This window comes from Haloleucobacter ellipsoideus (assembly GCF_052491725.1).
This window is the reverse complement of record NZ_JBQWAR010000017.1, coordinates 217,006-237,967: the sequence shown is the minus strand read 5'-3', so window position 1 is coordinate 237,967 and position 20,962 is coordinate 217,006. Positions and strand designations below refer to the sequence as shown.

Annotated in this window: 22 protein-coding genes and 1 pseudogene; 6 read left to right on the top strand and 17 right to left on the bottom strand. The window is 63.0% G+C overall.

Annotation, left to right across the window (positions count from 1 at the left end; translation table 11 throughout):
• Positions 1-6: 6 nt before the first annotated feature.
• The 4 genes from ACT6QG_RS06335 to ACT6QG_RS06320 all read right to left on the bottom strand — a co-directional run bounded on the left by ACT6QG_RS06335 (position 7) and on the right by ACT6QG_RS06320 (position 2,025).
• A complete protein-coding gene (locus ACT6QG_RS06335; RefSeq protein WP_122523088.1) occupies positions 7-477 on the bottom strand; it encodes a DUF2271 domain-containing protein in 471 nt (156 codons plus the stop codon).
• A gap of 263 nt (positions 478-740) precedes the next feature.
• On the bottom strand, positions 741-974 hold the full coding sequence (locus ACT6QG_RS06330) for a DUF6920 family protein (protein ID WP_444976896.1): 234 nt from the start codon (positions 972-974) through the stop codon (positions 741-743).
• Between the two features lie 99 nt (positions 975-1,073).
• Positions 1,074-1,586 carry a cytochrome b gene (locus ACT6QG_RS06325; RefSeq protein WP_444976719.1) on the bottom strand — a complete coding sequence of 171 codons (513 nt, stop codon included), beginning with the start codon at positions 1,584-1,586 and terminating at the stop codon, positions 1,074-1,076.
• A gap of 43 nt (positions 1,587-1,629) precedes the next feature.
• Positions 1,630-2,025 (bottom strand): PepSY domain-containing protein, encoded by a 396-nt coding sequence (locus tag ACT6QG_RS06320; protein WP_444976718.1) that lies wholly within the window; start codon positions 2,023-2,025, stop codon positions 1,630-1,632.
• A 142-nt stretch (positions 2,026-2,167) separates the two neighbouring features.
• Between ACT6QG_RS06320 and ACT6QG_RS06315 the strand changes: the two genes are divergently transcribed.
• Both ACT6QG_RS06315 and ACT6QG_RS06310 read left to right on the top strand, forming a co-directional pair.
• Positions 2,168-2,827, top strand: a complete 660-nt coding sequence (locus tag ACT6QG_RS06315) for a response regulator transcription factor (protein ID WP_267211459.1) — start codon at positions 2,168-2,170, stop codon at positions 2,825-2,827.
• Positions 2,824-4,155, top strand: a complete 1,332-nt coding sequence (locus ACT6QG_RS06310; RefSeq protein WP_444976717.1) for an ATP-binding protein — start codon at positions 2,824-2,826, stop codon at positions 4,153-4,155. The genes ACT6QG_RS06315 and ACT6QG_RS06310 overlap by 4 nt, the downstream gene beginning before the upstream one ends.
• Before the next feature lie 106 nt (positions 4,156-4,261).
• Here the strand turns inward: ACT6QG_RS06310 and ACT6QG_RS06305 are convergent, their stop codons facing one another.
• From ACT6QG_RS06305 to ACT6QG_RS06265, 9 genes are all read right to left on the bottom strand, one after another.
• Positions 4,262-4,567, bottom strand: coding sequence for a PepSY domain-containing protein (locus ACT6QG_RS06305; protein WP_444976716.1), 306 nt, complete (start codon positions 4,565-4,567; stop codon positions 4,262-4,264).
• 219 nt (positions 4,568-4,786) lie between these two features.
• Positions 4,787-6,766 (bottom strand): heavy metal translocating P-type ATPase, encoded by a 1,980-nt coding sequence (locus tag ACT6QG_RS06300; protein ID WP_444976715.1) that lies wholly within the window; start codon positions 6,764-6,766, stop codon positions 4,787-4,789.
• Between the two features lie 2 nt (positions 6,767-6,768).
• Positions 6,769-7,464: a VIT1/CCC1 transporter family protein gene (locus ACT6QG_RS06295; RefSeq protein WP_444976714.1), complete on the bottom strand. Its 696-nt coding sequence runs from the start codon at positions 7,462-7,464 to the stop codon at positions 6,769-6,771.
• Positions 7,465-7,879: 415 nt separating this feature from the next.
• Positions 7,880-8,260, bottom strand: a complete 381-nt coding sequence (locus ACT6QG_RS06290; RefSeq protein ID WP_444976713.1) for a hypothetical protein — start codon at positions 8,258-8,260, stop codon at positions 7,880-7,882.
• A gap of 14 nt (positions 8,261-8,274) precedes the next feature.
• Positions 8,275-8,967 (bottom strand): ABC transporter ATP-binding protein, encoded by a 693-nt coding sequence (locus ACT6QG_RS06285; RefSeq protein WP_122522897.1) that lies wholly within the window; start codon positions 8,965-8,967, stop codon positions 8,275-8,277.
• Between the two features lies 1 nt (position 8,968).
• The gene (locus ACT6QG_RS06280; RefSeq protein WP_444976712.1) at positions 8,969-10,102 is read right to left on the bottom strand and encodes an ABC transporter permease; all 1,134 of its coding nucleotides are present in this window, start codon (positions 10,100-10,102) and stop codon (positions 8,969-8,971) included.
• The gene (locus tag ACT6QG_RS06275) at positions 10,099-11,244 is read right to left on the bottom strand and encodes an efflux RND transporter periplasmic adaptor subunit (protein WP_444976711.1); all 1,146 of its coding nucleotides are present in this window, start codon (positions 11,242-11,244) and stop codon (positions 10,099-10,101) included. Before ACT6QG_RS06275 ends, ACT6QG_RS06280 begins: the two co-directional genes overlap by 4 nt.
• Before the next feature lie 3 nt (positions 11,245-11,247).
• A complete protein-coding gene (locus tag ACT6QG_RS06270; RefSeq protein WP_444976710.1) occupies positions 11,248-11,844 on the bottom strand; it encodes a TetR/AcrR family transcriptional regulator in 597 nt (198 codons plus the stop codon).
• Positions 11,845-11,997: 153 nt separating this feature from the next.
• Positions 11,998-12,192, bottom strand: coding sequence for a hypothetical protein (locus ACT6QG_RS06265; RefSeq protein ID WP_444976709.1), 195 nt, complete (start codon positions 12,190-12,192; stop codon positions 11,998-12,000).
• Between the two features lie 246 nt (positions 12,193-12,438).
• Here ACT6QG_RS06265 and ACT6QG_RS06260 point away from each other — a divergent pair, with 246 nt between their 5' ends.
• The 3 genes and pseudogenes from ACT6QG_RS06260 to ACT6QG_RS06250 form a co-directional block, all read left to right on the top strand.
• Positions 12,439-12,513 carry a hypothetical protein gene (locus tag ACT6QG_RS06260; protein ID WP_444976895.1) on the top strand — a complete coding sequence of 25 codons (75 nt, stop codon included), beginning with the start codon at positions 12,439-12,441 and terminating at the stop codon, positions 12,511-12,513.
• A 128-nt stretch (positions 12,514-12,641) separates the two neighbouring features.
• On the top strand, positions 12,642-12,872 hold the full coding sequence (locus ACT6QG_RS06255) for a DNA-binding protein (RefSeq protein ID WP_444976708.1): 231 nt from the start codon (positions 12,642-12,644) through the stop codon (positions 12,870-12,872).
• A gap of 104 nt (positions 12,873-12,976) precedes the next feature.
• Positions 12,977-13,141: pseudogene (locus tag ACT6QG_RS06250) on the top strand (JAB domain-containing protein); the annotation flags it as partial.
• Between the two features lie 172 nt (positions 13,142-13,313).
• On the opposite strand, the gene ACT6QG_RS06245 reads toward ACT6QG_RS06250, so the two are convergent.
• The 4 genes from ACT6QG_RS06245 to ACT6QG_RS06230 form a co-directional block, all read right to left on the bottom strand.
• On the bottom strand, positions 13,314-14,123 hold the full coding sequence (locus tag ACT6QG_RS06245; protein WP_444976894.1) for a TorF family putative porin: 810 nt from the start codon (positions 14,121-14,123) through the stop codon (positions 13,314-13,316).
• Between the two features lie 346 nt (positions 14,124-14,469).
• Entirely contained in the window at positions 14,470-15,438 is a 969-nt protein-coding gene (locus tag ACT6QG_RS06240) for a 2-hydroxyacid dehydrogenase (protein WP_444976707.1), read from the bottom strand.
• Positions 15,439-15,606: 168 nt separating this feature from the next.
• Positions 15,607-17,106, bottom strand: coding sequence for a mannose-1-phosphate guanylyltransferase/mannose-6-phosphate isomerase (locus ACT6QG_RS06235; protein WP_444976706.1), 1,500 nt, complete (start codon positions 17,104-17,106; stop codon positions 15,607-15,609).
• 8 nt (positions 17,107-17,114) lie between these two features.
• Positions 17,115-18,362, bottom strand: coding sequence for a glycosyltransferase family 4 protein (locus tag ACT6QG_RS06230; RefSeq protein ID WP_444976705.1), 1,248 nt, complete (start codon positions 18,360-18,362; stop codon positions 17,115-17,117).
• Positions 18,363-18,776: 414 nt separating this feature from the next.
• On the opposite strand from ACT6QG_RS06230, the gene ACT6QG_RS06225 reads away from it, so the two are divergent.
• Positions 18,777-20,903 (top strand): DUF4214 domain-containing protein, encoded by a 2,127-nt coding sequence (locus ACT6QG_RS06225; RefSeq protein ID WP_444976704.1) that lies wholly within the window; start codon positions 18,777-18,779, stop codon positions 20,901-20,903.
• Positions 20,904-20,962 lie beyond the last annotated feature (59 nt).

Sequence of the window (20,962 nt, the reverse complement as noted above, 5' to 3'; positions counted from 1 at the left end):
CACCGCCTAGCGGGAATAGGCGAGCGAGGCGACATAGAGCCGGCCACGCGCGGGCGTCCCTGCGCCGTCACTCGTCAGCGGGATCGCTACGTCGTTCGGGCTGTCGCGCATGTCTTCCACGGCGGCATCGACATGCAGCGTATAGCCCGCGTCGAATAGCGCATCGGCCAGGTCGAGCGAGATTTCCAGTGTGCGCCCAGCACCAACGCTGGCGCCGGTGATACCATCGATCCCGGAGGGATTACCGCCCGTCGCACGATACCAACCCGACAGGTGCCCGTAATACTTCGACTTGCCCCCGGCGACCCAGACCGTGCCTGCGTACTTCCCCTGTGGATCGGTGACATAGAAGGCGAGATAGGCCCCGTCTCCGCCATACTGGTTCAATGTGGTCGTCACGGTGATGGGACGGGCCACCGCGAGGCTAGGAAGGGTCAGCGCCGTCGTCAGCGCCAGTGCCGCAAAAATGGATTTCATGCCGATCTGCCTTTTCCAGAGAAGCGGATCGCGGATAACCAATTGGTTCGAGATCCGACGCCCCACTCTGGCAAGGCCACCTGAGCATCACCTGACAGCATAAATATTTTTGCTTCAGTGTTTCGTCAGGAAGCGATGAAATACCAAACGCCTAGAAAGAACAAAACCGCAGATCGGTGGTCAGGTCAGCGGTCGTGTTCCTAGCGAACGCCATGCTCGGTGTTTGTCACGGACGCGAAATCTGAAGTTGCGCTGGTATTGGTCTAGCCGTGGGCATGCGGAATAAGGCCAAGTGCCGTTACCTCAAGTGTCGGAGTTCCATCCGAGAAGGCGTCCGTAATCCTGATCAAGCCAAAGGGGATGGTCCTGGCTTGCCAGTGGAATTCGCATTGGCTTAGCCGGATTGTTTGCTTGGCGGAGAACGACCGGAATGCCTGACGGGCTCCGAACCGCATCGAGCCAGTTTGCGTCAGCCGAACCGCTTCGTCCGCAAACACTTCTCGAGCGCCCAGGCGCTTGGCAAGATCCCCGACACCGTAGGCAATGGCGGCGGGGACCCTGGCGGCTTGTTTATCGCAGGCTTCAATCGGAAACACTCAACGCAGGGACATGCGCCGCAGCGTGCCGTCGCGCAGGACGAACTGGTGCCAGATGGCCATCAGGGCATGCAGTCCGGCAAGGATGAGGATGATGGTTCCGGCATTCTCATGCAATTCGGCGATCAGGCCGGGTCGCCCCTGAACGGGCGCGGTGAGCGCGGGAAGCTGCAAGCCGAAGAACGATACTGGGACACCCATGCGTGAAGCGGCGTACCAGCCAGTGATCGGCAGTGCGATCAGGAACAGGTAGAGCACCGCGTGCCCGGCCTTCGCGGTAGCCGCGAGCCAACCTTGCGCATCGGCTTCGGGCGTGCGGCCGGCCACTCGCAGGACTAGCCGGGGCAGCATCAGGGCGAGTACAGCAAGCCCGAGCGAAAAATGGAGCAGGGGCAGGTTCTCGGCGATCTTGCGACCGCCCTCGGCCGTGAACCAGGCGCCGAGCACCAGAAGGGCGGTTAGCCAGTGGATGACGATCATGCTCGCCGAATAGCGATGCGACTTGTCGGGCATATTGTGGTCTCCTTGAGATGCGCCGGAGCGAAAGTGCGGCGTCTTATTTCACGACAGCCTTTGGCCGTGTATTCGTCCCGAGCAGGCCGTCCGCAGACGTCTCGCCGGCGGTTTCCGGCCCGATGCCCTGCGTCCGTTGGCGCTTTGCTCCGTGATGGTCGTCATCCCGATCTTTGTAGCGCAGCTTGACGATTTCGAGCGTTGCAGGGTCGATCTTGGCTTTGAAGGGGCGACCTCCTTCATCGGTTCCGCGGATTTCGTAGCAGCCGTCGTCGATCTTGATCCGGGTAACGGTCCAGCCTCGCCCAGCCGCCATCGTCTGCACCGCCTCGCGCGGCTGCCACCTCTCCATCGGAACGTGACAATCGTCGTCCGCCCTTGCGGTTCCTAACCCGGCCAACGTCAGAACGAGGATTGCCGCCGCCATCTGCTTCATCATCTGATTGTTCCCGATCAACGCGATATAGCCACAACTATGGCAGGTTATGCTGACGAATCGCTGAAGCAGCGGCTGATACCCCTTCAGCAAACCGACAGGTTCAAACCGTAGAAAAACAGCAGAAAGGGGAACCGATCCCAAGATGAGAGTCTTGCTCGTTGAAGACGATGCGATCCTCGGCAAGGCCGTTCGCGATCACATCGCCGCCAGCCATTCCGTCGATTGGGTGATCCGGCTCGACGCCGCGCGCGAGCATCTCGACAGCGCGGCCTACGACCTCATCCTGCTGGATCTGATGCTTCCCGACGGGCTGGGTGTCGGCTTCCTGCGAAAACTGCGTGCTGCAGGAAGTGTGACCCCAGTCATCATCCTGACGGCGCTTGACCAGATTTCCGACCGCATCGAAGGACTCGACGCCGGCGCCGACGATTACATGATCAAGCCCTTCGATCTTTCGGAGTTATCGTCGCGTTTGAACGCCGTAGCGCGGCGCTACAGCGGCAATCCCAATCCCCTCATCGAGATTGGCGACCTGTGCGTCGATCTTGCCGCCAAAACCGTGAAGCGCGGCGGGCGCTCCGTCGAACTGACCGGACGGGAATGGGCGCTGTTCGAGACCTTCCTGCAACGGCCGGGCGTCGCGCTGACCAAGGCCCAGCTCGAGGACCGGCTCTATGCGTTCGGTGCCGAAGTGGAGAGCAACACGATCGAGGTCCATGTCAGCCGGCTGCGCAAGAAGCTAGGGCATGCCGTCATCGATACGGTTCGCGGCATCGGTTATCGTCTCGGAAGCGCGCGATGAAGCGCCCGAAAAGCCTGCAATGGCGGCTTTCGCTGTGGCTCGGCCTTGGCATAACGGTGCTTTGGGCGGTCGCCGCCGTGGTTACGGTTTACAGGCTGCACAACGAGATGAACGAAGTCTTCGACAGCGCGCTCGAGGAGACCGCGCAACGGATTCTGCCGCTTGCGGCGCTCGAAATCCTCGGGCGCGATGCCGACGATTCGGAGCAGCGCGTGGCGACGCTGCGTCAGCATGACGAATACTTCACCTATATCGTGCGTGACGAAGCGGGCAAGGTTCTGCTCAGCTCGCACAATGCGGATCTGGCGGTTTTCCCGCCATTCTCGGGAATGGGCTTCACCGATACGCAAACCCATCGGCTCTATTCCGACGCCGCGCTGCAAGGCAGCCTTGCGATCACCGTCGCCGAACCGCTTTCACATCGGCGAATGGCGGCAGAACACGCCTCACTGGATCTCGCCCTGCCACTCGGCATTATCGTTCCCCTCAGCCTCCTCGGTGTCTGGCTCATCGTTCGGCTGTCGATGGCCCCTGTCCGGACTTTCCGATCACAGATCGAGGCGCGTGGCGGCGGCGATCTTGCTCCGGTCAAAGCTGACAACCTGCCTTCCGAGATCGAACCTGTTGCCCATTCGGTGAACCTGCTTCTTGAACGTCTGAAACGGACATTGCAGGCGGAGCGTACACTGGCGGCGAAATCCGCCCATGAACTACGAACTCCAGTCGCGGCTGCGCTGGCGCAAGCGCAAAGGATGATCATCGAGGCTCCCGATGACACGACTCTCGAACATGCTCGCGACATGGAAACCGCCCTGCGGCGTCTTTCCCGACTGACCGAAAAGCTGATGCAGCTTGCAAGGGCCGAGGGCGGCCGCCTGCTGGCGGAGAAGCGCGCCGACATTACCATCATCCTGCGCATGGTCGTCAGCGAGTTCGGCGAACACACCCCTGGCGCTGGTCGGATCGAGGTGACGCTTCCCAACAATGCGGTCTCCGCCAATATCGATCCGGACGCCTTCGCCGTTCTGGCGCGCAACCTCATTGAAAACGCTCTGAAGCATGGCGATCCGAAGGAGCCTGTCAGCGTCACGCTATCGGCTGAGGGCATCCTGCAAGTCACGAATGCCGGTCCGGCCGTACCGGCGGAGACGCTTGCCCGACTGTCTGAGCCTTTCGAGCGGGGCCAGTCCGAGGCGGACGGAGCGGGTCTCGGCCTGGCCATCGCGAAAACGATAGCCGTTGGCACGGGCGGCAGCCTTGATCTGATCTCGCCGATAGAGGGGCGGCAGGACGGTTTCGCGGCCGTATTTTCCCTGGGCAAGCAATAGCGCAACCAGCAGCCTGCTCCCGTTATTCCAGATACGGCGAAGGCACGCACGCCTCAGAATGAATGCCTTTGCCGACCATCTGGACGCGTCTCGACTACGCGTGGCCCTACTTCTCCTTCCGTGACGCACTCCCATCGTCACCGAAGCGTTTGACCTTTCCATCAATGACCTCCAGGGTCGCCGGGTCGACTTTGACCTTGAGGATGTTACCGCTGGCATCGGTCACCCGAAGCTCGTAACAGCCGTCGTCGATCTTCATCCTGTCGATGGTCCATTCGAAGTCGCTTGCAAGCTTCGCCAGCGCTTCGAACGATTGCCTCTTTTCGAGCGGTACATCGCACGCCTCACCGGCAAGGGCGGCGCCGGCCGGCAGCATCGCCAGCAATGCAAGCATCGTGAAAGACTTTTTCATGGTTCCAACTCCTCAGTTACGATCATCTACGCATGGAACCATGCGACGCTTTGCTGATGGGCTCCTGAAGAACGATAATAATTCCTGTCAGCTTTCCGTCAGTCAGGATGCACGGCAGCCGCCATAGACGACAGGCTGAAGTTGATCACTCTTGCAGAGAAAAGGAGCAGCAATGCCGAAGCGGCATGGGCTACCGCCATTGCCGCAGGATGCGATATTTCATGCCGGCCTGTCGGGCGTTGATGTTTTCGATGGAAGCGCAGACAGGCTAGGGTGCGTCGCTGCCCGATGAGCGGAACCTGCCTCACCCGCGTTCCGCCGGATACGGTCCGAGAGAAGGCGCAGGCCGTTCAGGACGACCAGTACGGTCCCGCCTTCATGTCCGACCACCGCCAGCGGCAGCGGCAGATCGAAGAACAACCCTCCTGTGACAAGCACCAGCATGGCGCCGATCGCGACGGTGAGGTTCTGCCGGATGACAGCGGCAGTCCGCCGCGCCAGCCGGTGCGCCTCTGCCAGTTTCTTCATGTCCTCCGACAGCAGGGCCACATCGGCCGCCTGAAGGGCGACATCCGAACCGGCTGCGCCCATGGCGATGCCGACATCGGCCCGCGCAAGGGCGGCCGCATCGTTCACGCCGTCGCCCACGAAGGCGACCTTGCCGCGTTCCGCCAACTCGGCGACGCGGCCCACCTTGTCCTGCGGCAGCATTTCGGCGTGGATCTCGTCCGGGCCGAGACCGAGTTCCGCGCCGATGCGCAGGGCCACCGGCCGGCGGTCGCCGGTCATCATGACGATGCGGCGCACGCCGCCGGCACGCAGGGCGGCGAGCGCCGGGGCGGAACTCGCCCTCGCCTCGTCCGCGACGCTGACGGCGCCCAGAATGGTCGATCCTCGCCCGAGATAGACGACGGTTTGCGCGTTCTCCTCCAGTTCGCGGAATTCGGCGCGATCAGTGGACGCATCCATTTCCCTGGTGAGATAAGAGTTTCCAGCCCAGACCGGGCCAACCTCGTCCCGCCCGACGATTCCGGCGCTGGGACGGGAGCTGACATCCATGACCTGCGCCGGTTCGATCCCGTGTATGACCGCCTCGCGGCGGATCGCTCCGGCGATGTGATGCTCGGAATGAGCTTCGAGCCCGGCCAGCAGGGACAGGAAGCGCCGGTCCTCACCGTTCAGCGCAATAATCCGTGTCACCTCCGCACGACCGTTGGTCAGCGTGCCTGTCTTGTCGAAGGCGAAGGTATCGACGGCTGCCAGCATTTCGAGCGCGCCGCCGCCCTTGAAAAGAACGCCGCCCCGCGCCGCCGCCGAGAGCGCCGACAGGATCGCCGCCGGCACCGATATGACGATCGCACAGGGGCTGGCCGCGACCAGCAGCGTCGCGGCCTTATAGAGCGCCTGCTCCCAATCTCGCCCGAGCCAGTAAAAGGCGACGAAGGCGAGAACAGCGCCGAGTAAGACCGCGACGGTATAGCGCTGTCCGAACCACGCGCTGAAACGCTCGGACGGCGCTTTCGCCTCTTGGGCCTCGGTGACCAGCCGGATCATGCGCGCGATCGTGCTGTCGCCGATCGTTCTCGCTATCGTCACTTCCAGGATGCCGTCGAGATTGACGGTGGCTTCGAACACCTGCTGGCCCGGCTCCTTGGAGACGGGCATGGATTCGCCGGTGATGTTGGCCTCGTCGATGCCGCCGCGCCCTTGCAGGATCACACCGTCGGCGGGCACGCGCGCGCCCGGCCGCAGGATCACGACGTCGCCGACGGCAAGCTCCGCGGCGGAAACCTCCGCAACCGCACCGTCCGCGTTCTTCCGAAACGCCGTCTCCGGGCGGAGCGCCATCAATGCCTCGACCGCGCGGCGCGCGCGCCCGAGCGCCTGATGCTCGAGCGTCGTCGACACGCTGAACAGCGTCAGCAGCACCGCGCCTTCGAACGGCGCGCCGACGATTGCCGCGGCAATCGCGGCGACCACCATCAGGAGGTCGATGTCGAGGATATGCTGCCGCCAGAGCGCCGACAGGGCCGTCCACGCGGCGGGAAGCCCGCCGGCGGCATAGACGAGCACCAGGCCCGGCCACCGCAGGACGGCAAGCCCCTCGACCGGGGGCCAGGTCCCGACTGTCGCCAGGATCATGCCCAGCACCGTCAGGAGCGACATCAGCATCGGGATATCGAACGAGAAGCGCCTCATGATCAGACCGCCCGGCCGATAAGGGCGCCGATGGCCGCTGTCGACGCCATGGCCACCGCGCCCCAGAAGACGACCCGAGCAGTCGGTTTCCAGACGCTGGCGCCGCCTGCGCTCGCACCAACCGCCCCGAGTGCGGCAAGCCCGACGAGACAGGCGATGGATACGGCCCATGCGACCGTTCCCGCCGGCGCGAGCAGCGCCACGATCAGCGGCAGCGCCGCGCCCACGGAAAAGGTCGCCGCCGATGTAAAGGCCGCCTGGACGGGTCTGGCCATCACATGGCTCGACAGTCCGAGTTCATCGCGCGCATGCGCCTCGAATGCGTCCTTCGCCATCATTTGCCTGGCCACCTCGAGGGCGAGATCCGGCGCGACACCGCGCTGCTCGTAGATCGCAGCGAGTTCGGCCAGTTCCGCCTCCGGCTGCGTGGCCAGTTCGCGGCGCTCACGCGCCATGTCGGCCTCTTCCGTGTCCGCCTGCGAACTGACCGAGACATATTCGCCGGCCGCCATCGACATGGCTCCGGCCACCAGCCCGGCAACGCCCGCCACGAGGACCTCGTGAGGGCCGGCGGTCGCCGCCGCCACGCCGACGATGAGGCTCGACGTCGAGATCAACCCGTCATTGGCCCCAAGTACCGCTGCCCGAAGCCAACCGATGCGTTCGATAAGATGATTCTCTTTGTGCACAGTGCGCATGAAATTTGTTCCAGAGTGCTATCGGTCGGCTCCGAGGCGCCGCCCATTCCACGGGCGCTCGTAAAAGTGCAGCCGATCGATTGTCCGTCGTTCACATTAGAATTATTCTAAATATGTGGCATAGGCATTGAGATTGGTCAATAAGTTAGAATTATTCTAATCTGTAAGACATCATCCATAGAGCACGCTGGCGTTTGAAACGCCCGATCGTCAGATCGACGGGCACCAATCCCGGAAGATCTGGCACGCCGAGGCCGTTATAGGGAGCCACCTGCCGGCTGCGGCCACCGCAAGGTCGAGAACAGTGATGACTGAGCGGACCAGCGGCAGGTCGATCGGCAAAACGCGTCATTTCAGGCTCCTGGCTGGTCCGGTCACGGCCTCGGCCGCCGGCACTTGCTGGGTAGGGAAATCGTCAGGCGGCTTTTTTGCACCGCAGCGCAAGTATCGCGATGACGATCCAGACGCCGGTGCGCAGGATCATCGCGCCCATGGTGCGCGCCTCCCACGCGCCGCCGGAGCCGACATGCCACAGAAAGGCGGCGAAGACGGCCGCCGTTATCACGGCGATGGCGAGCGACAGCATCGGCGCCCAATTCGTGCCGCGCCACAGGCCGATCCCGGCGAGGGCATAGGCAAATCCCGCGACGAAGTTGAACCATAGAACGAAGGGCACCACAGCCCCCATGTCGACGCCGCCAAACAGCGCCCTGCCGCCCGAGACGATTGTCAGCAGGCCGAAGACCACCGCGACGGCGGCGGCGATGGCGAGGGTACGGGATCGTCTTGCGGGCATGGGACGGCTCCGGGTCAGGCGTCGGCGAGGCGGCCGTCGCGCAGGTGGATCAGGCGGTCGAAACGGTCGAAGATCTTTTCGTCGTGGGTGACGGTGACGATGCAGGCTTCCTGCTCGACGGCGAGCTTGCGCATCAGGTCCATCACCAGCCCGGCCCGCGCGCCGTCGAGCGCGGCGGTGGGCTCGTCGGCGAGGATGATGCGGGGGCGGTTGGCGAGCGCGCGGGCAATCGCCACGCGCTGCGCCTCGCCGCCGGAAAGGAGCGCAGGCTTGACCTTTGCGCGGTGGCCGACTTCCAGATAGTCCAGCAATTCGCGTGCCCGCGCCCGGCCTTCCTCGGCGGGCAGACCGGCAAGGTCGAGCACGACCGCGACGTTCTCCTCGGCGGTCAGGAAGGGCAGGAGGTTGTGCGCCTGGAAGATGAAGCCGATCTTGTCGAGCCTGAGACGTCTCAGGTCGCGACGCAGCCATCTGCCGTCGAACACCGGCTCGCCGTCGAGCACCACCCGTCCCGCCGAGGGGGCGAGGATGCAGCCGATGATGTTGAGCAGCGTCGTCTTGCCCGAGCCCGAGGGGCCGAGCAGCGCGATCACCTCGCCGGCCCGCACAGTAAGATCGACGGAACGCAGGGCGTCGACGCGGGTCTCGCCCTCGCCGAAATGCTTGGCCACGCCCGAGACCTCGATGAGGATGTCGCCAAGCGCCATGTCAGCTCCCGAGCGCGGTGGCCGGGTCGACCTTCATCGCCGCCCGCACGCCGAGCGCCGAGGAGAGCAGGCAGACCGCGGCGATGATGCCGGCCAGCACCAGGGCGTTGAACGGCTCCAGCACCACGCGGCGCGGAAAATAGTCCTTCACGACGAGGATCGCCATCAGCCCGATTGCCCAGCCCGAGGCGCCGAGGATCAGCGCCTGCTGAACGATCAGCGCGACGATGGTGCGGTCGGGCGCGCCGATCAGCTTCAGCGTGGCGATCTGCTTCAGCTTCTCCATCGTCATCGTGTAGATGATCAGCGCGATCACCACGGCGCTGACGGAGAGCAGGATGCCGAGGAACAGCCCGATTTGGCGGCGCGCCTTGTCCACCACGGAGACGAGTAGCAGTTCCTCCTGCTCGGCCTGCGTCATCGCGGCGAGGTGCTTCCACTGGCGCACGGTGGCGGTCAAGAGATCGACATCGGCGCCGGGCGCCATGCGAGCGATGATTGCGGCGACCGACGCGGACTTGACGGAAGCGGCCCCGCGCGCGGCCTGCACCCGTTGGGCGGCCGGGTCGAGTTCGGTCTGGAGCGCCATCGCGTCGGCGAGCGTCACGTAGACCGCCGGGTCGCCGCCTGAGTTCATCGCCCCCTCGACCAGTCCGACCACGGTGAAGCGGTCGCGACCGAGCCGGATCGTCTCGCCGGGCAGAAGGCCGGTCTTGCGGTCGGCGACCAGCTCGAAATGGCCGGCGCCGATGCCGCGCCCCTCGGCGATCGCCTGCGGTCCGCCGGGCCTGCCCAACTCGTAGCCGACGACGTAGAGCCTGAGCGTGCGCCCAGCATGGGAAGCCTCGACATTCTGATAGTTGACCGCGCCCGCTTCGGCGACGCCCGGCATCCGCGCGACCGCGTGGCGCGTATCGGCGGGAATGCTGGAAGCTTCCGCAAACGGACCCTTGGTGCCGGCCTCCACCACCCAGACATCGGCTACCGGCGCTTTCACCGCCGCCAGTGCGTCCGAGACGAGGCCGTTGTAGATGCCGATCATCGCCAGCACGACCGTCATCAGAAGCCCCAATCCGAGACAGGTGAGGACGAAGCGGAACAGACCGTGGCGGATGTCCTTGAGCGCAAGGTTCATGGCGCATCCCCGAGGTGGGCACGTCTACCCTCGGCCCCGCCCTTCGGCGGTCGGGCGACGATCGCCGCCCCTTCGGGCAGGCCGCCCGCAACTTCGACGCGGCCGCGATCGTCGCGAGCGCCGAAGGTCAGTTGCACCCGCGCGAGGCGTCCGTCCTGCACCGTCCACACCGTGCCGCGATGGCCGTCGAAGCCGGTGATCGCCACCTCGGGAACCATAAGCGCGCTTTCCCGGCTACCGGTAGTGATACGCACCTCCGCCTGTTCGCCGAGAAACATCTCGGCGGGACAGTCGGTGCAGGTCAGCCAGACGCGGCGTTCCTCGTTCACACGATCGCTTTCGATGCCGATGCGGACGATTGTACCGTGGAACTCGGCCGACGGCTGCGAGCGCAGCCCGATCGTGCCCGGCTGGCCAGGAGCAAGCTGGCCGGCGCGCTCCTCGTCGACATAGGCTTGAATCCAGATGGTGGCCGGGTCGATCAGCGTAAAGATCGGATCGCCTGCCTTCACCACCGTACCCGGCTCCGCGTGGCGGGCGACGACCAGCGCATCATAGGGCGCGACCAGCCGGTGATGGGCGAGAAGGGCTTCCTCCTGTCGCAGGGCCGCCGCCGCGTCCAGGCCCTGCGCCCGGATCACCGCCAGATCGGCTTGCGCCACGGCCAGATCGGCGCGCGCCACGTCCTCGTCGCGCTGCGCTTCCTCGGCGCGCTGGGCCGAAGCGACGTCGCGCTGCACCAGCCCCTGCTGACGACGGTTCGCCGTCTCGCGCTCGGCGAGCACCGCGCGGGCGCGCACGACAGCGGCATCGGCCTTGGCGAGATTGGCCTTATTAGCCGCCACTGCCGCATGGGCGCGCGCCACCCGCGCCTCCTGTTCGGCAGAGTGAAGGACGGCCAGCTCCTGCCCTCGGATCACGCTGTCCCCGGCATCGGCGGCAAGAGAGGTCAGGGCTGCACCCACCTCGAAGCCGACGCGGCTGAGAATCCGCGCCTCGACGGTGCCGAGTCCGTAGATGCGAAGGGCGACATCGCGTTCAGGTTGAACGACCGTCACCGCCAGCGGCCGTTCGGTGAAGAATAGAAAGCCTACTCCGACAGCCAAGGCCAGAAGAATACCCGAAAGCCAGATGCGTCGCATCGCCTATTCTCCCCTTGCAGCCAGAAGACGGCATTGCACGTCGAACAGCCGCACCCCCTCTTCGCGCAGGTCGAAATCGCGCGCGCCGAGCGCCCAGCGGATCGCCACACCCTGCACGAGCGACGTCAGCAGCACCGCCACATCGTCCGGCATGACATCGCCCCGCAAAATCCCTGCTTCCTGTCCCGCGCCGGCCTCGCGCGCGAGCAGGCGGTGAAAAGCCTTGAGCGTGCTGTTGAACGTGGCGCGCAGCTCTGCATTGGTGACATTCAGCTCGCGCGAGAACAGCAGCATAGGAAGTGCGGGGGTGGCAGCGATCTGAGCGAACTGCGCGGCAATCAAAGCACGCAACTTGGCCACAGGCTCATCGCCACGGCTCAATGCGTCGCCCCATGCCTCCTCCAGACCTTCGGCCACATGCTCGGCCACAGTCTGCCAAAGCGTGTCCTTGGTCGGGAAATGCCGGAATAGCGCCGCTTGAGTGATACCGATCGCCGACGCCACCGCTCCGGTCGTCACACGGTCCGGCCCGATGCTGTCAGCCAATTCCAAGAGGGTGGCGACGATCTCGGCCTTGCGAAGCTCCGCCCGCTTACGCATGGATTTCCCTATTTGTTAGTTATCAGACACTAACTAATATGATAGACCCTTACGCTATGTCAATCGCAAGCGACCTGAATGAATTGTCGGACGTCATCGAGAACGCGCCGTGGAGCGCGAACCGCCTCGCCTCGAACGAGGGAGGCCCGCCTTTCACGCTTCGGCGAACGCCTTGACGCTCTCCGCATATCGCGCTCGCTTCACCTGCTTCATGGAGAGCAGTTCACCCCCGTCGAGCAGTCGGGCAATCTCGGCCGCGACCTGATCAGCAGCAATCACCAGCGCGGCATCGAGGTGGACATTTGTATCACGCGCGAATCTGGACGTTGCCCTGGGCGAAGACGCCACACCCGAGCCTCACACCATGTCCGTCACGGCCTTTCTGCCACCGACGCGGAGCGCCGGTAGGAGGGAGTATCTCGAATATTGAGAAGGAAAAGCCGGAGTTGGTCCTACCGCTATTGGCAATCATCACGCGGATTGATGAGAAAATCGCCGCCGTCATGGCGGCCGACGTGAACGGGCTTTCGCTCGTCGTGGCTGACGTCACGGTCAACTGAGGCGAAAGGCGGCATCAAGCTATGGGTCTTCAACGTGGAAGGTTCCGGCGCTTACAAACAGGCCGGGACCAACAAGATCACGTTGAAGTTCAATGCACGGACGGGCTAGGGATCGCAACCTTTCCGATGTTTATCCCTCGTCCCGCAGTATCCCTACTACGACCGAATCCGGCTTCACGTTTGGCGAAAGCTGCGGTCCACTCCTACGTGCGTCAACGGTATGAGGAGATACGGACCATGACTGAACCGAAATATCTGACCCCGGAAGAGGTTTCCGATCGCTACCGGGGAGTGATCTCAACCGGGACGCTGAAGAACTGGAGATCGCAGCGGATCGGCCCGCCCTTCATCAAGGTCGGAAAATCCGTCCTCTACTCCGCCGAGCAGCTCGATCTCTGGGACCGGAAGAACGTCGTGACCTGCCGTGCCACCAAAGTCGGCCATATGACCGCAAGGGATCAACGATGACTGGAACGGGGACGGCCCACTATTGCGTACCCAAAAACCGCCCCCACTTTCCACCGCATAACCGAATTATTAATTATTTACCGCTACTTAGAGAAATGCGACGGGTGATCCACAACCACCCTTCCGGCGACCCGACCCCCTCGCGCGCGGATATCGACATGACCCATCGCATCATCGGCGTGGCCAAGCCGCTGGGTATCGAGGTGCATGACCATATCATTGTGGGCAAGGACGGCCATGCCAGCCTGCGCGGGCTGGGCATGATGTAAGGGCAAAATGCCTGCCCGGCCGGAACAGAAAACAGCGGGTGGACAGAAAATGGCGGGCAGATGAGGCCGGCAGCCCCATGCCGGCCGAATAATCCTGCCGGCCGAATGATCCCGCCCATGAAAAAGGGCGCGGCCGGGAAGGACGCGCCCTTTTTCATGAAAACACCCAAGATCACTTCAGGTCGCTGAAACCGACATCGAAGGAAAGGGAGGCCAGGAAGCGGTCACCGCAGCTCTTGGCGTTCGCAACCATGATGACGCACTGGTCATCATCGAGATCAGAGCCGTGATAGCGCAGGTCCAGCGTGGCGGCCTTGTAGCTGAAGCTGGTGCCGACATTCCAGTAGCTGTAACCGGAGACATCGACATAATAGGGCACGCCGATGATGGGCGTGAAGAAAGTGGCGTTCCACGCGCTGCTATCCAGCCACTGGTAACCGAACTCGCCCGAAACCGTCCACTCGATGGCGTTGGAGGGACCGAAGCTCGGCAGGGCGATCTCAGCCAGACCGGCCAGATATGTGCCATCCGTGCTGGAGGCGGCAAAATCCGTCGTGTAGTAGAGGTGCAGCGCCAGGTTCAGCCAATCGGTCACCTGATAGCTCGGCTTGAAGTGGACTTCCCAGTAATTGAGATCCGTATCGGCATCACTGCCGGGATACAGATAGCCGGTGATGCCGACATCAAGGGTCAACTTGTCCCAGGTGTGGCGCAGGCCGCCATAAACATCCACTTCCGCCGATCCGGAGCCCAGAAAGCTGACATTGGACCCCCATGCGCCCACATAGATCCAGTCGAACAGCATCAGCTCGGCATAGCCCTGAATGGCAGGATTGCCATTGGTCTGGCTGATACCGCGGAAGACATAGTCAGTTGTTCCGGTCACGCCGAAAGATACATCCCAGAAAGGCGCTGGTTCTGCAGGAGTAACGGCCTTTACCGGCGCGGCGACATCTGCCGCGAAAGCCGCACTGGTGCACATCAGGGACGCAACAGCCGCTACAGCAATTTTCTTCATCTCTACCCCCGGATATTCATCTGGGGCTAGAAAACACTAATTTCCCATAGTTCTGATGACAAAGTTTAGGCATCAATTGCCTGCGGTTTAAGCAATGGACGATGAATACTGGATTTTAATGTATCATAATTGCAACATCGAGAAGACAACACGAGAATGCCGGCCCGAAGCCCACATCTTGCCACTCCATGCAGGCATCCTATATTACCTTCCGGCAATTGCGACAGGCCCGTGCGGCGCCCGTGACAAGGCCGCGATTCAGGCCGCGCCCCCTTCAAGACGCAACGTCACAGCCCTGCGGAGGAGCGGTTCATCCCGCCCGGCGGGCGGCCAGTTGCGCACATTCGGGTACCGGAGTCAGCACCGGATGACCGGCAAACCAGGCATCCAGATTCTCCACCACAAGCCGTCCCATGGCGGCACGGGTGGCAAAGGTTCCAGAGCCGACATGGGGCAGAAGCACCACATTCTCCAGATCGCGCAGCGCCTGCGGCACATTCGGCTCCTGCTCGAAGACATCCAGCCCGGCCGCATGGATCACGCCGGCACGCAATGCCGCGATGAGTGCTGCCTCATCCACCACACTGCCACGGGCCACATTGATGAGTATGCCCTGCCCGCCAAGCGCCTCCAGCACCGGCGCATTCACCAGATGCCGGGTCTGTGCGCCGCCCGGCACGATGCACACCAGAATATCGGCCGCCCGCGCCATCTCCACCAGATCGGGATAATGGCGATAGGCCACATCACTGCGCGCATTTCGGCTGTGATAGAGAACGGGCGTGCCGAATGCCTCAAGCCGGCGGGCGATGGCAAGACCGATACGGCCAAGGCCAATCAGCCCCACCGTGCGCCCGCGCAGGGATGAAGTGAGGGGAAATGGACCCGATGGCCAGCGCCCCTCCCGCACATAGCGGTCTGCCTGCGGCAATTGCCGCACGGTGGCCAGCAGCAGGGCGAGAGTCAGGTCCGCGACCTCCTCATCCAGAACGCCGGGCGTATGGGTCACGATGACATTGCGCGCCACTGCGGCGGGCACATTCACGGAATCATAGCCCACACCGAAATTCGAGATGATTTCCAGTGCGGGAAGGCGCGCCAGAAGGGCCTCATCCACCTTGTGCCCGCCGCCACTGACGATGGCGCGCACATGCGCCGCATTTTCATCCGTGAGGCCATCCGGAAAAATCACCTCGAAGCGCTCGGCCAGTGCAGGGGCGAGGGCCGGGTCACTGATCTTTCCATTCTGCAGCAGCAATGGACGGCCTGCATCACTCATGACCCTACTCTCCCTCTCGCCGGAGCAGATGACGCACTGGCGCCGCCTCTTCCCGCTGGCTCACCTGCGGAAGAGCATACCTCCTGCATGCGATAAGGCCAGCCGGGCAGACTGTTTATCCCCGCCCGGCTGGCCCTGAAGAAAGATGGCCTGAAGAGATGTGGGGCGCTAGCTGTGCTTGCGCTCCCTCACCGGCAAGGCGGGTTCCGGCTCACGCTCGGGCCGGGCATAGATATCCTCCAGCCGCACGATGTCATCCTCCCCCAGATAGGGGCCGGACTGCACCTCGATGATGTTGAGCGAAACCTTGCCCGGATTCTCCAGCCGGTGCACGCACCCCAGCGGCAGGAAGACGGACTCGTTCTCCCGCAGGAGAATCTGCTCGTCATCGCGCGTCACCAGCGCGGTGCCATTCACCACCACCCAGTGTTCGGCGCGATGATAATGCTTCTGCAAGGAGAGCTTCTGCCCCGGCTGCACGGTGATGCGCTTGACCTGGAACCGGTCTCCGGTGTGAATCGACTGGTAGAAACCCCATGGCCGATGCACGCGCACGGTCTGGGTTGCGGCATTGTGGCCATCGCTCTTGAGGCGCTCCACCAGCTTTTTCACATCCTGATCGCGCTCGCGGGTGGTCACCATCACCACATCCGGCGTGGCCACGACCACCAGATCCTTCACCCCGACAGCCGCCACGAGCTGCCCTTCCCCGCGCATGTAACAGCCCGAAACATCCTCGGCCACGACATCCCCCAGCAGGGCATTGCCATCGCCATCCTTTTCGGTCACCTCCCAGAGGGAGGACCAGGAGCCCACATCCGTCCAGCCACAGTCCACGGGCACGACAACGGCGCGGTCCGTATGCTCCATCACCGCATAGTCGATCGAGATGGAGGGCTGGTCGGCGAAGGCATCGGGTGCAAGGCGGAGGAAATCCATATCCCGCGTGGCCTGCCTGATCGCCGCCCGGCAGGCCGAGAGAATCTGCGGCTGAAGGCGCTCCACCTCTTCCAGAAAAGCCCGGGCCGGCAACAGGAAGATGCCGCTGTTCCAGTAATATCCACCCTGTTCCAGATAGCCCTGCGCGGTTGCCTCATCCGGCTTTTCCACAAAGCGGTCCACCGGCAGAACCCCGCTCTCCTCCCCTGCGGCAGCGCGGATGTAGCCATAGCCTGTCGCCGGCCTGGAGGGGGTGATTCCGAACAGCACAAAGCGGCCATTGCGCGCCGCCTGTGCGCCCAGCTCGACAGCCCGGGTGAAGGCCGCGACATCGGAAATGCTGTGGTCTGCCGGCATCAGCAGAAACAGGGCATCCGGGTTGCGCTCGGCCTCCAGAATCGCGGCCACAGTGGCGGCGGCCGTGGTGTTGCGGCCCACCGGCTCCAGAATCAGATCCGCATTCTGGATCTTCATTTCACGCAACTGCTCGGCAATCACGAAGCGATGCTCGCCATTGGCGATGACGACCGGTGAGTCATACAGATCCCGATCCGCACACCGCCGCAGCGTTTCCTGCAACATGGTGAGGTGCGATGTGAGCGGCAGAAGCTGCTTGGGATAGGCCTCGCGCGAGAGCGGCCACAGGCGGGTGCCCGTGCCGCCGGACAGAATCACCGGCACGATCTTCGCAGGGGTCATGGAGGGGGCGCGCTCCTGATATGATGTCATCGGCTTTGTCATTTCAGAATCTGCGGGCGATGTGGCCCGGCCATATGGTCTTGTCCGGCACCCGTTCCGCTGCCGTGACGAGGCGCGGAAGCGCCCTGATCACCACGCAGACGCGCATTCAGCCGCGCCCAGACTCCGGCATTCACATGGGCGGGCAGTTCGCTGGCGCGCAGAAGCGCCATCATCTGCGCGGAGATGGCCTGCGGGCTGAACAGACGCGAGACATCCGCCCTGGCCTGCGCACCCAGCTTTCCGGCATCCTGCGGATGCTCCACGGCGAAGCGCATGGCGGCGCTGGCGTGAAACAGGTCCGGCTCCGCCCAGCTCTGGCCCTGCCAGCCGAAATAATCCCCCGGCCGCAGCTCCACGGGGCTCCAGTTCACCAGCAGGGCATTTCTTGATGTCGTGAAGTCCATATTCCCTGAATAGCCGGTGCAGATGACAGGCAATCCGGCGACCATGGCCTCGGCAATATTCAGCCCGAATCCTTCCGAGCGATGGAGCGACACGAAGCAGTTGGCGGCATCGAACAGGGCCTTCATGTCCGGCTCGGAAAACACGCCGGAGAGAAGGTGGATTCGCGGACAGGCGGCGGCAGCGGCGCGCAGGGTCACCTCATCTTCCAGAAACTGTTCGGCGCCGTGATATTTCATCACCAGCCGGGGGCCGTCCGGCCCATCCCCGAAAGCCTGCCGGAAAGCGGCGATGACGCCGAGCGGGTTCTTGCGCCGCAGGGTGGAGGCGAAATCGAACACGCTGAGAAAGATGAAATCCCCTTCCTCGCCCAGCCCCAGCCGGTGGCGGGCGGCGGAGCGCTCCATCTGCGGCCGGCCTTCCACCACATGGGGCAGAATGCTCACCTTCTTGTGGGTGGCGCCCTGAAAGGCCCGGGCGGCGAAGGACGAGCAGGTCCACACCTCGTCCACCAGATCGAATGCGGGCAGCCAGTCCTGCGGCATATGGGGCAGTTCCCAGGCCCAGTAGCCGATGACGGATGTGTTGCGCATCAGGTCCGTGGGAAAATAATAGTTCCGGTTCAGCAGTTCCGGCGGATTGAGCACCACGATATTGCGTCGCGCGCGCACACGGAACGGGTCTGTCTGGAAATCCACACCATCTCGCCCGGGCAGGGACAGGGCATGACATGTTGCTTCCGGCATGGCCTGCCTGAGCAGGCGGGCATAGCCCCGGGCGGATGAGCCGATACCGATCTGCGAGCGCAGGAACCCCCACAGCGCGATTGATTCTGCACTCACCGGCAACCGGCGCAAAACCTCGAACTGCGGTGGAATGTTCCGGGCGCGAGACTCGCGCCGATACAACCCAAGATGGTTAAAAATTGACATGCCGCCGTCCATCACCCCCGGCGCGCCACCAGAAGCGGCATTCAGGCCCCGGCTTCAACGCGTTACGCCCTTCCTGCGCGGAAAGGAAAAACCCGTGCACATTGTAAAATGAAGGACAGCGACGCACAACCTGTGATAACAAAATATGCGATGATCAATTTTGGGGTGTACAGCCCGGCGGACGTAGTGTAGTTACTGTACCCGTCCCGATGCGGCTCAGATCTCCCAGGCGAGACCGGGTGCGGCGGGGCATGGCTTCCAGCCAGATCCGGCACGCTTTGGGGGGCACCCGAGCGGGCGCATCAGGTTCACAAGAGGTTTACAATGGCACTTACTTCTGCGCAGCAGATTACCCAGCTCTATGTCGGTTACTTCAACCGCGCTCCCGATCCGGAAGGCCTGAACTACTGGATCGGCCGTCTGGACTCTGGCGAAATGAACGTCCAGCAGATTGCCCAGAGCTTCTCTGAGCAGCCTGAGACTCTGGCCACCTACCCCTTCCTGCGTTACCCGAACCTGCTCGAGAATGATGCCGAGGCATTCATCACCGAGATCTACCAGAACGCCTTCAACCGCGCCCCTGACGAGGAAGGTCTGGCCTACTGGACCGAGCAGCTGATCTCCGGCGCCGTTCCGGTCGGTGACTTCATCGCTTCCGTCATCTCCGGCGCGCAGAACACCGCTGCTGGCCAGGACCTGACCACCATCAACAACAAGACCACTGTTGGTCTGGACTATGCAACCCAGGTTGCTGCCGCCAATGTTGATTGGACCCAGGATAGCGCCCACGCTGCTCTGGAAGGCGTGACCGACGCGCAGTCCACGGTTGTGACTGCTCAGGCGAACATCGTGAAGTTCATCGAGACCGGCGCATGGCCGGGCAGCGTCGGTGAAACCTTCACGCTCACCACTGGCGTTGATAACGTGATTGGCACCGCTGCCAATGACACCATCAACGGCGTCGTGTCCAATGACCCTGCGCAGTCCCCCTCCACTCTCAATCCACTCGACAGCATTGATGGTGGCGCTGGCGTCAACACGCTCAATCTCGCCCTGGTTGGCGCGAATGGCACTAATGTCAATCTGCCGAACAAGGCGACTGTTTCCATCCAGAACATCCAGAACGTGAATCTGGTGTCTGCTGATGGTGCTGCTGCCACCAACACCACAACGACCGTTTACAATCTGCCCGACCCTGTGACGCAGAATGCGGCAGCTCCTGCCATCGACGCTCGTTACTTCGGCTCCGCTCTCGAAGTTCTGAACCAGATTGATGCCGCGAATACCGTCATTCATCTGCAGAATGGTCAGACTGCTGCCTTCACCGGCGACATTCTGAGCAGCGCCAACACCACTGCAACGGCCCCCGGCCCGCTTCGTGCTGAGTTTGACGGCACGGAAGCTGATGTCGTCCTGAATGTGGAAACACTCCGCAATGGTCGTGTGGCTCTCGAAGTCAACGGCGGCAAGGTTGAGACCCTGACCGTTTCCGGGAACCTCGGCGATGGCGAAGGTGACCTGTGGCTGAACACGGCAGCTTCTGATGCTCCGGCAGGTGCTCCGGCCACTCCGGTTGACGGCCTCACCACCTCCAAGCTGACGACCGTTAACCTGAACCTTGAGAGCGATGGCGAGATCTTCCTCGGCCGTGGAGCTCTGGGCGTTATTGCTGGCGTTGAGACCATTGATGCCTCCGGCTCCACCGGCGACCTTGAGCTCGACTTCGCAACCATTGCCACCTCCCTCCACGTTCCCGGCGTGACCCCTCTCACCCCTGTGGCTGAGCTGGCTCTCGAGTCCCTCTCTTTCGGCTCGGGCAATGACACAGCCTCTTTCGTGCTGGGCAGCCTGACGGCAGAGAGCGTTTCTGTTGATCTGGGTGCAGGCACCGATGTGTTTGCTGTTGCTCTGGGTTACGATCAGACCTACGGTTCTGCATCTCACCTGAGCATCACCACCGGCATCGGCAAGGATGTTCTCCAGTTTGGCGAACTTGATGTACTCGCTCGTGAAGTTACCGGTGTCAATGCTGTTGTCGGCGCTCGCATTGAGTTCTCTGGCAACGTGCAGCTCAATGCAGCCGGTAATGACTTTGTCGGTAGCGTGACCATCACCGATTTCGACTCGGCGAATGACACGCTGCAGATCGCCGGCTTCAACGGCTTCACTGCCCAGAACCTGGTCGACGCTGCTCTGGCCGCTGCTGACATCAACTCTCTGCTTGATGCTGTGTCGGCTGTGGCTGACGTTGTTGCAAACACTCAGCCGGGCAACAACATCACCCAGTTCGCCCAGTTCGTGTACGAGGGTAACACCTATGTGTACGGCGACGTTGACGCTGGCAATGCCGGCCTGAACGGCGACCTGCTGATCGCCCTGACGGGTGAAATCGACCTGAACGCGAACAACGTCACCGTTTTCGCCTGCTCTCTCCCATCCCTGATGGTTTGAGACCTCCGCCCCGCCGTGTTCGCACGGCGGGGTTTTTCATTCCAGCCCTGAAGACATGC

What these genes read in the sequence shown, in the direction of transcription:
- ACT6QG_RS06335 (WP_122523088.1), bottom strand. Translation starts at nt 477, where the DNA reads ATGAAATCCATTTTTGCGGCACTGGCGCTGACGACGGCGCTGACCCTT.
- ACT6QG_RS06325 (WP_444976719.1), bottom strand. Translation starts at nt 1,586, where the DNA reads ATGCCCGACAAGTCGCATCGCTATTCGGCGAGCATGATCGTCATCCAC.
- ACT6QG_RS06320 (WP_444976718.1), bottom strand. Translation starts at nt 2,025, where the DNA reads ATGATGAAGCAGATGGCGGCGGCAATCCTCGTTCTGACGTTGGCCGGG.
- ACT6QG_RS06315 (WP_267211459.1), top strand. Translation starts at nt 2,168, where the DNA reads ATGAGAGTCTTGCTCGTTGAAGACGATGCGATCCTCGGCAAGGCCGTT.
- ACT6QG_RS06310 (WP_444976717.1), top strand. Translation starts at nt 2,824, where the DNA reads ATGAAGCGCCCGAAAAGCCTGCAATGGCGGCTTTCGCTGTGGCTCGGC.
- ACT6QG_RS06305 (WP_444976716.1), bottom strand. Translation starts at nt 4,567, where the DNA reads ATGAAAAAGTCTTTCACGATGCTTGCATTGCTGGCGATGCTGCCGGCC.
- ACT6QG_RS06300 (WP_444976715.1), bottom strand. Translation starts at nt 6,766, where the DNA reads ATGAGGCGCTTCTCGTTCGATATCCCGATGCTGATGTCGCTCCTGACG.
- ACT6QG_RS06295 (WP_444976714.1), bottom strand. Translation starts at nt 7,464, where the DNA reads ATGCGCACTGTGCACAAAGAGAATCATCTTATCGAACGCATCGGTTGG.
- ACT6QG_RS06290 (WP_444976713.1), bottom strand. Translation starts at nt 8,260, where the DNA reads ATGCCCGCAAGACGATCCCGTACCCTCGCCATCGCCGCCGCCGTCGCG.
- ACT6QG_RS06285 (WP_122522897.1), bottom strand. Translation starts at nt 8,967, where the DNA reads ATGGCGCTTGGCGACATCCTCATCGAGGTCTCGGGCGTGGCCAAGCAT.
- ACT6QG_RS06280 (WP_444976712.1), bottom strand. Translation starts at nt 10,102, where the DNA reads ATGAACCTTGCGCTCAAGGACATCCGCCACGGTCTGTTCCGCTTCGTC.
- ACT6QG_RS06275 (WP_444976711.1), bottom strand. Translation starts at nt 11,244, where the DNA reads ATGCGACGCATCTGGCTTTCGGGTATTCTTCTGGCCTTGGCTGTCGGA.
- ACT6QG_RS06270 (WP_444976710.1), bottom strand. Translation starts at nt 11,844, where the DNA reads ATGCGTAAGCGGGCGGAGCTTCGCAAGGCCGAGATCGTCGCCACCCTC.
- ACT6QG_RS06255 (WP_444976708.1), top strand. Translation starts at nt 12,642, where the DNA reads ATGACTGAACCGAAATATCTGACCCCGGAAGAGGTTTCCGATCGCTAC.
- ACT6QG_RS06245 (WP_444976894.1), bottom strand. Translation starts at nt 14,123, where the DNA reads ATGTGCACCAGTGCGGCTTTCGCGGCAGATGTCGCCGCGCCGGTAAAG.
- ACT6QG_RS06240 (WP_444976707.1), bottom strand. Translation starts at nt 15,438, where the DNA reads ATGAGTGATGCAGGCCGTCCATTGCTGCTGCAGAATGGAAAGATCAGT.
- ACT6QG_RS06235 (WP_444976706.1), bottom strand. Translation starts at nt 17,106, where the DNA reads ATGACATCATATCAGGAGCGCGCCCCCTCCATGACCCCTGCGAAGATC.
- ACT6QG_RS06225 (WP_444976704.1), top strand. Translation starts at nt 18,777, where the DNA reads ATGGCACTTACTTCTGCGCAGCAGATTACCCAGCTCTATGTCGGTTAC.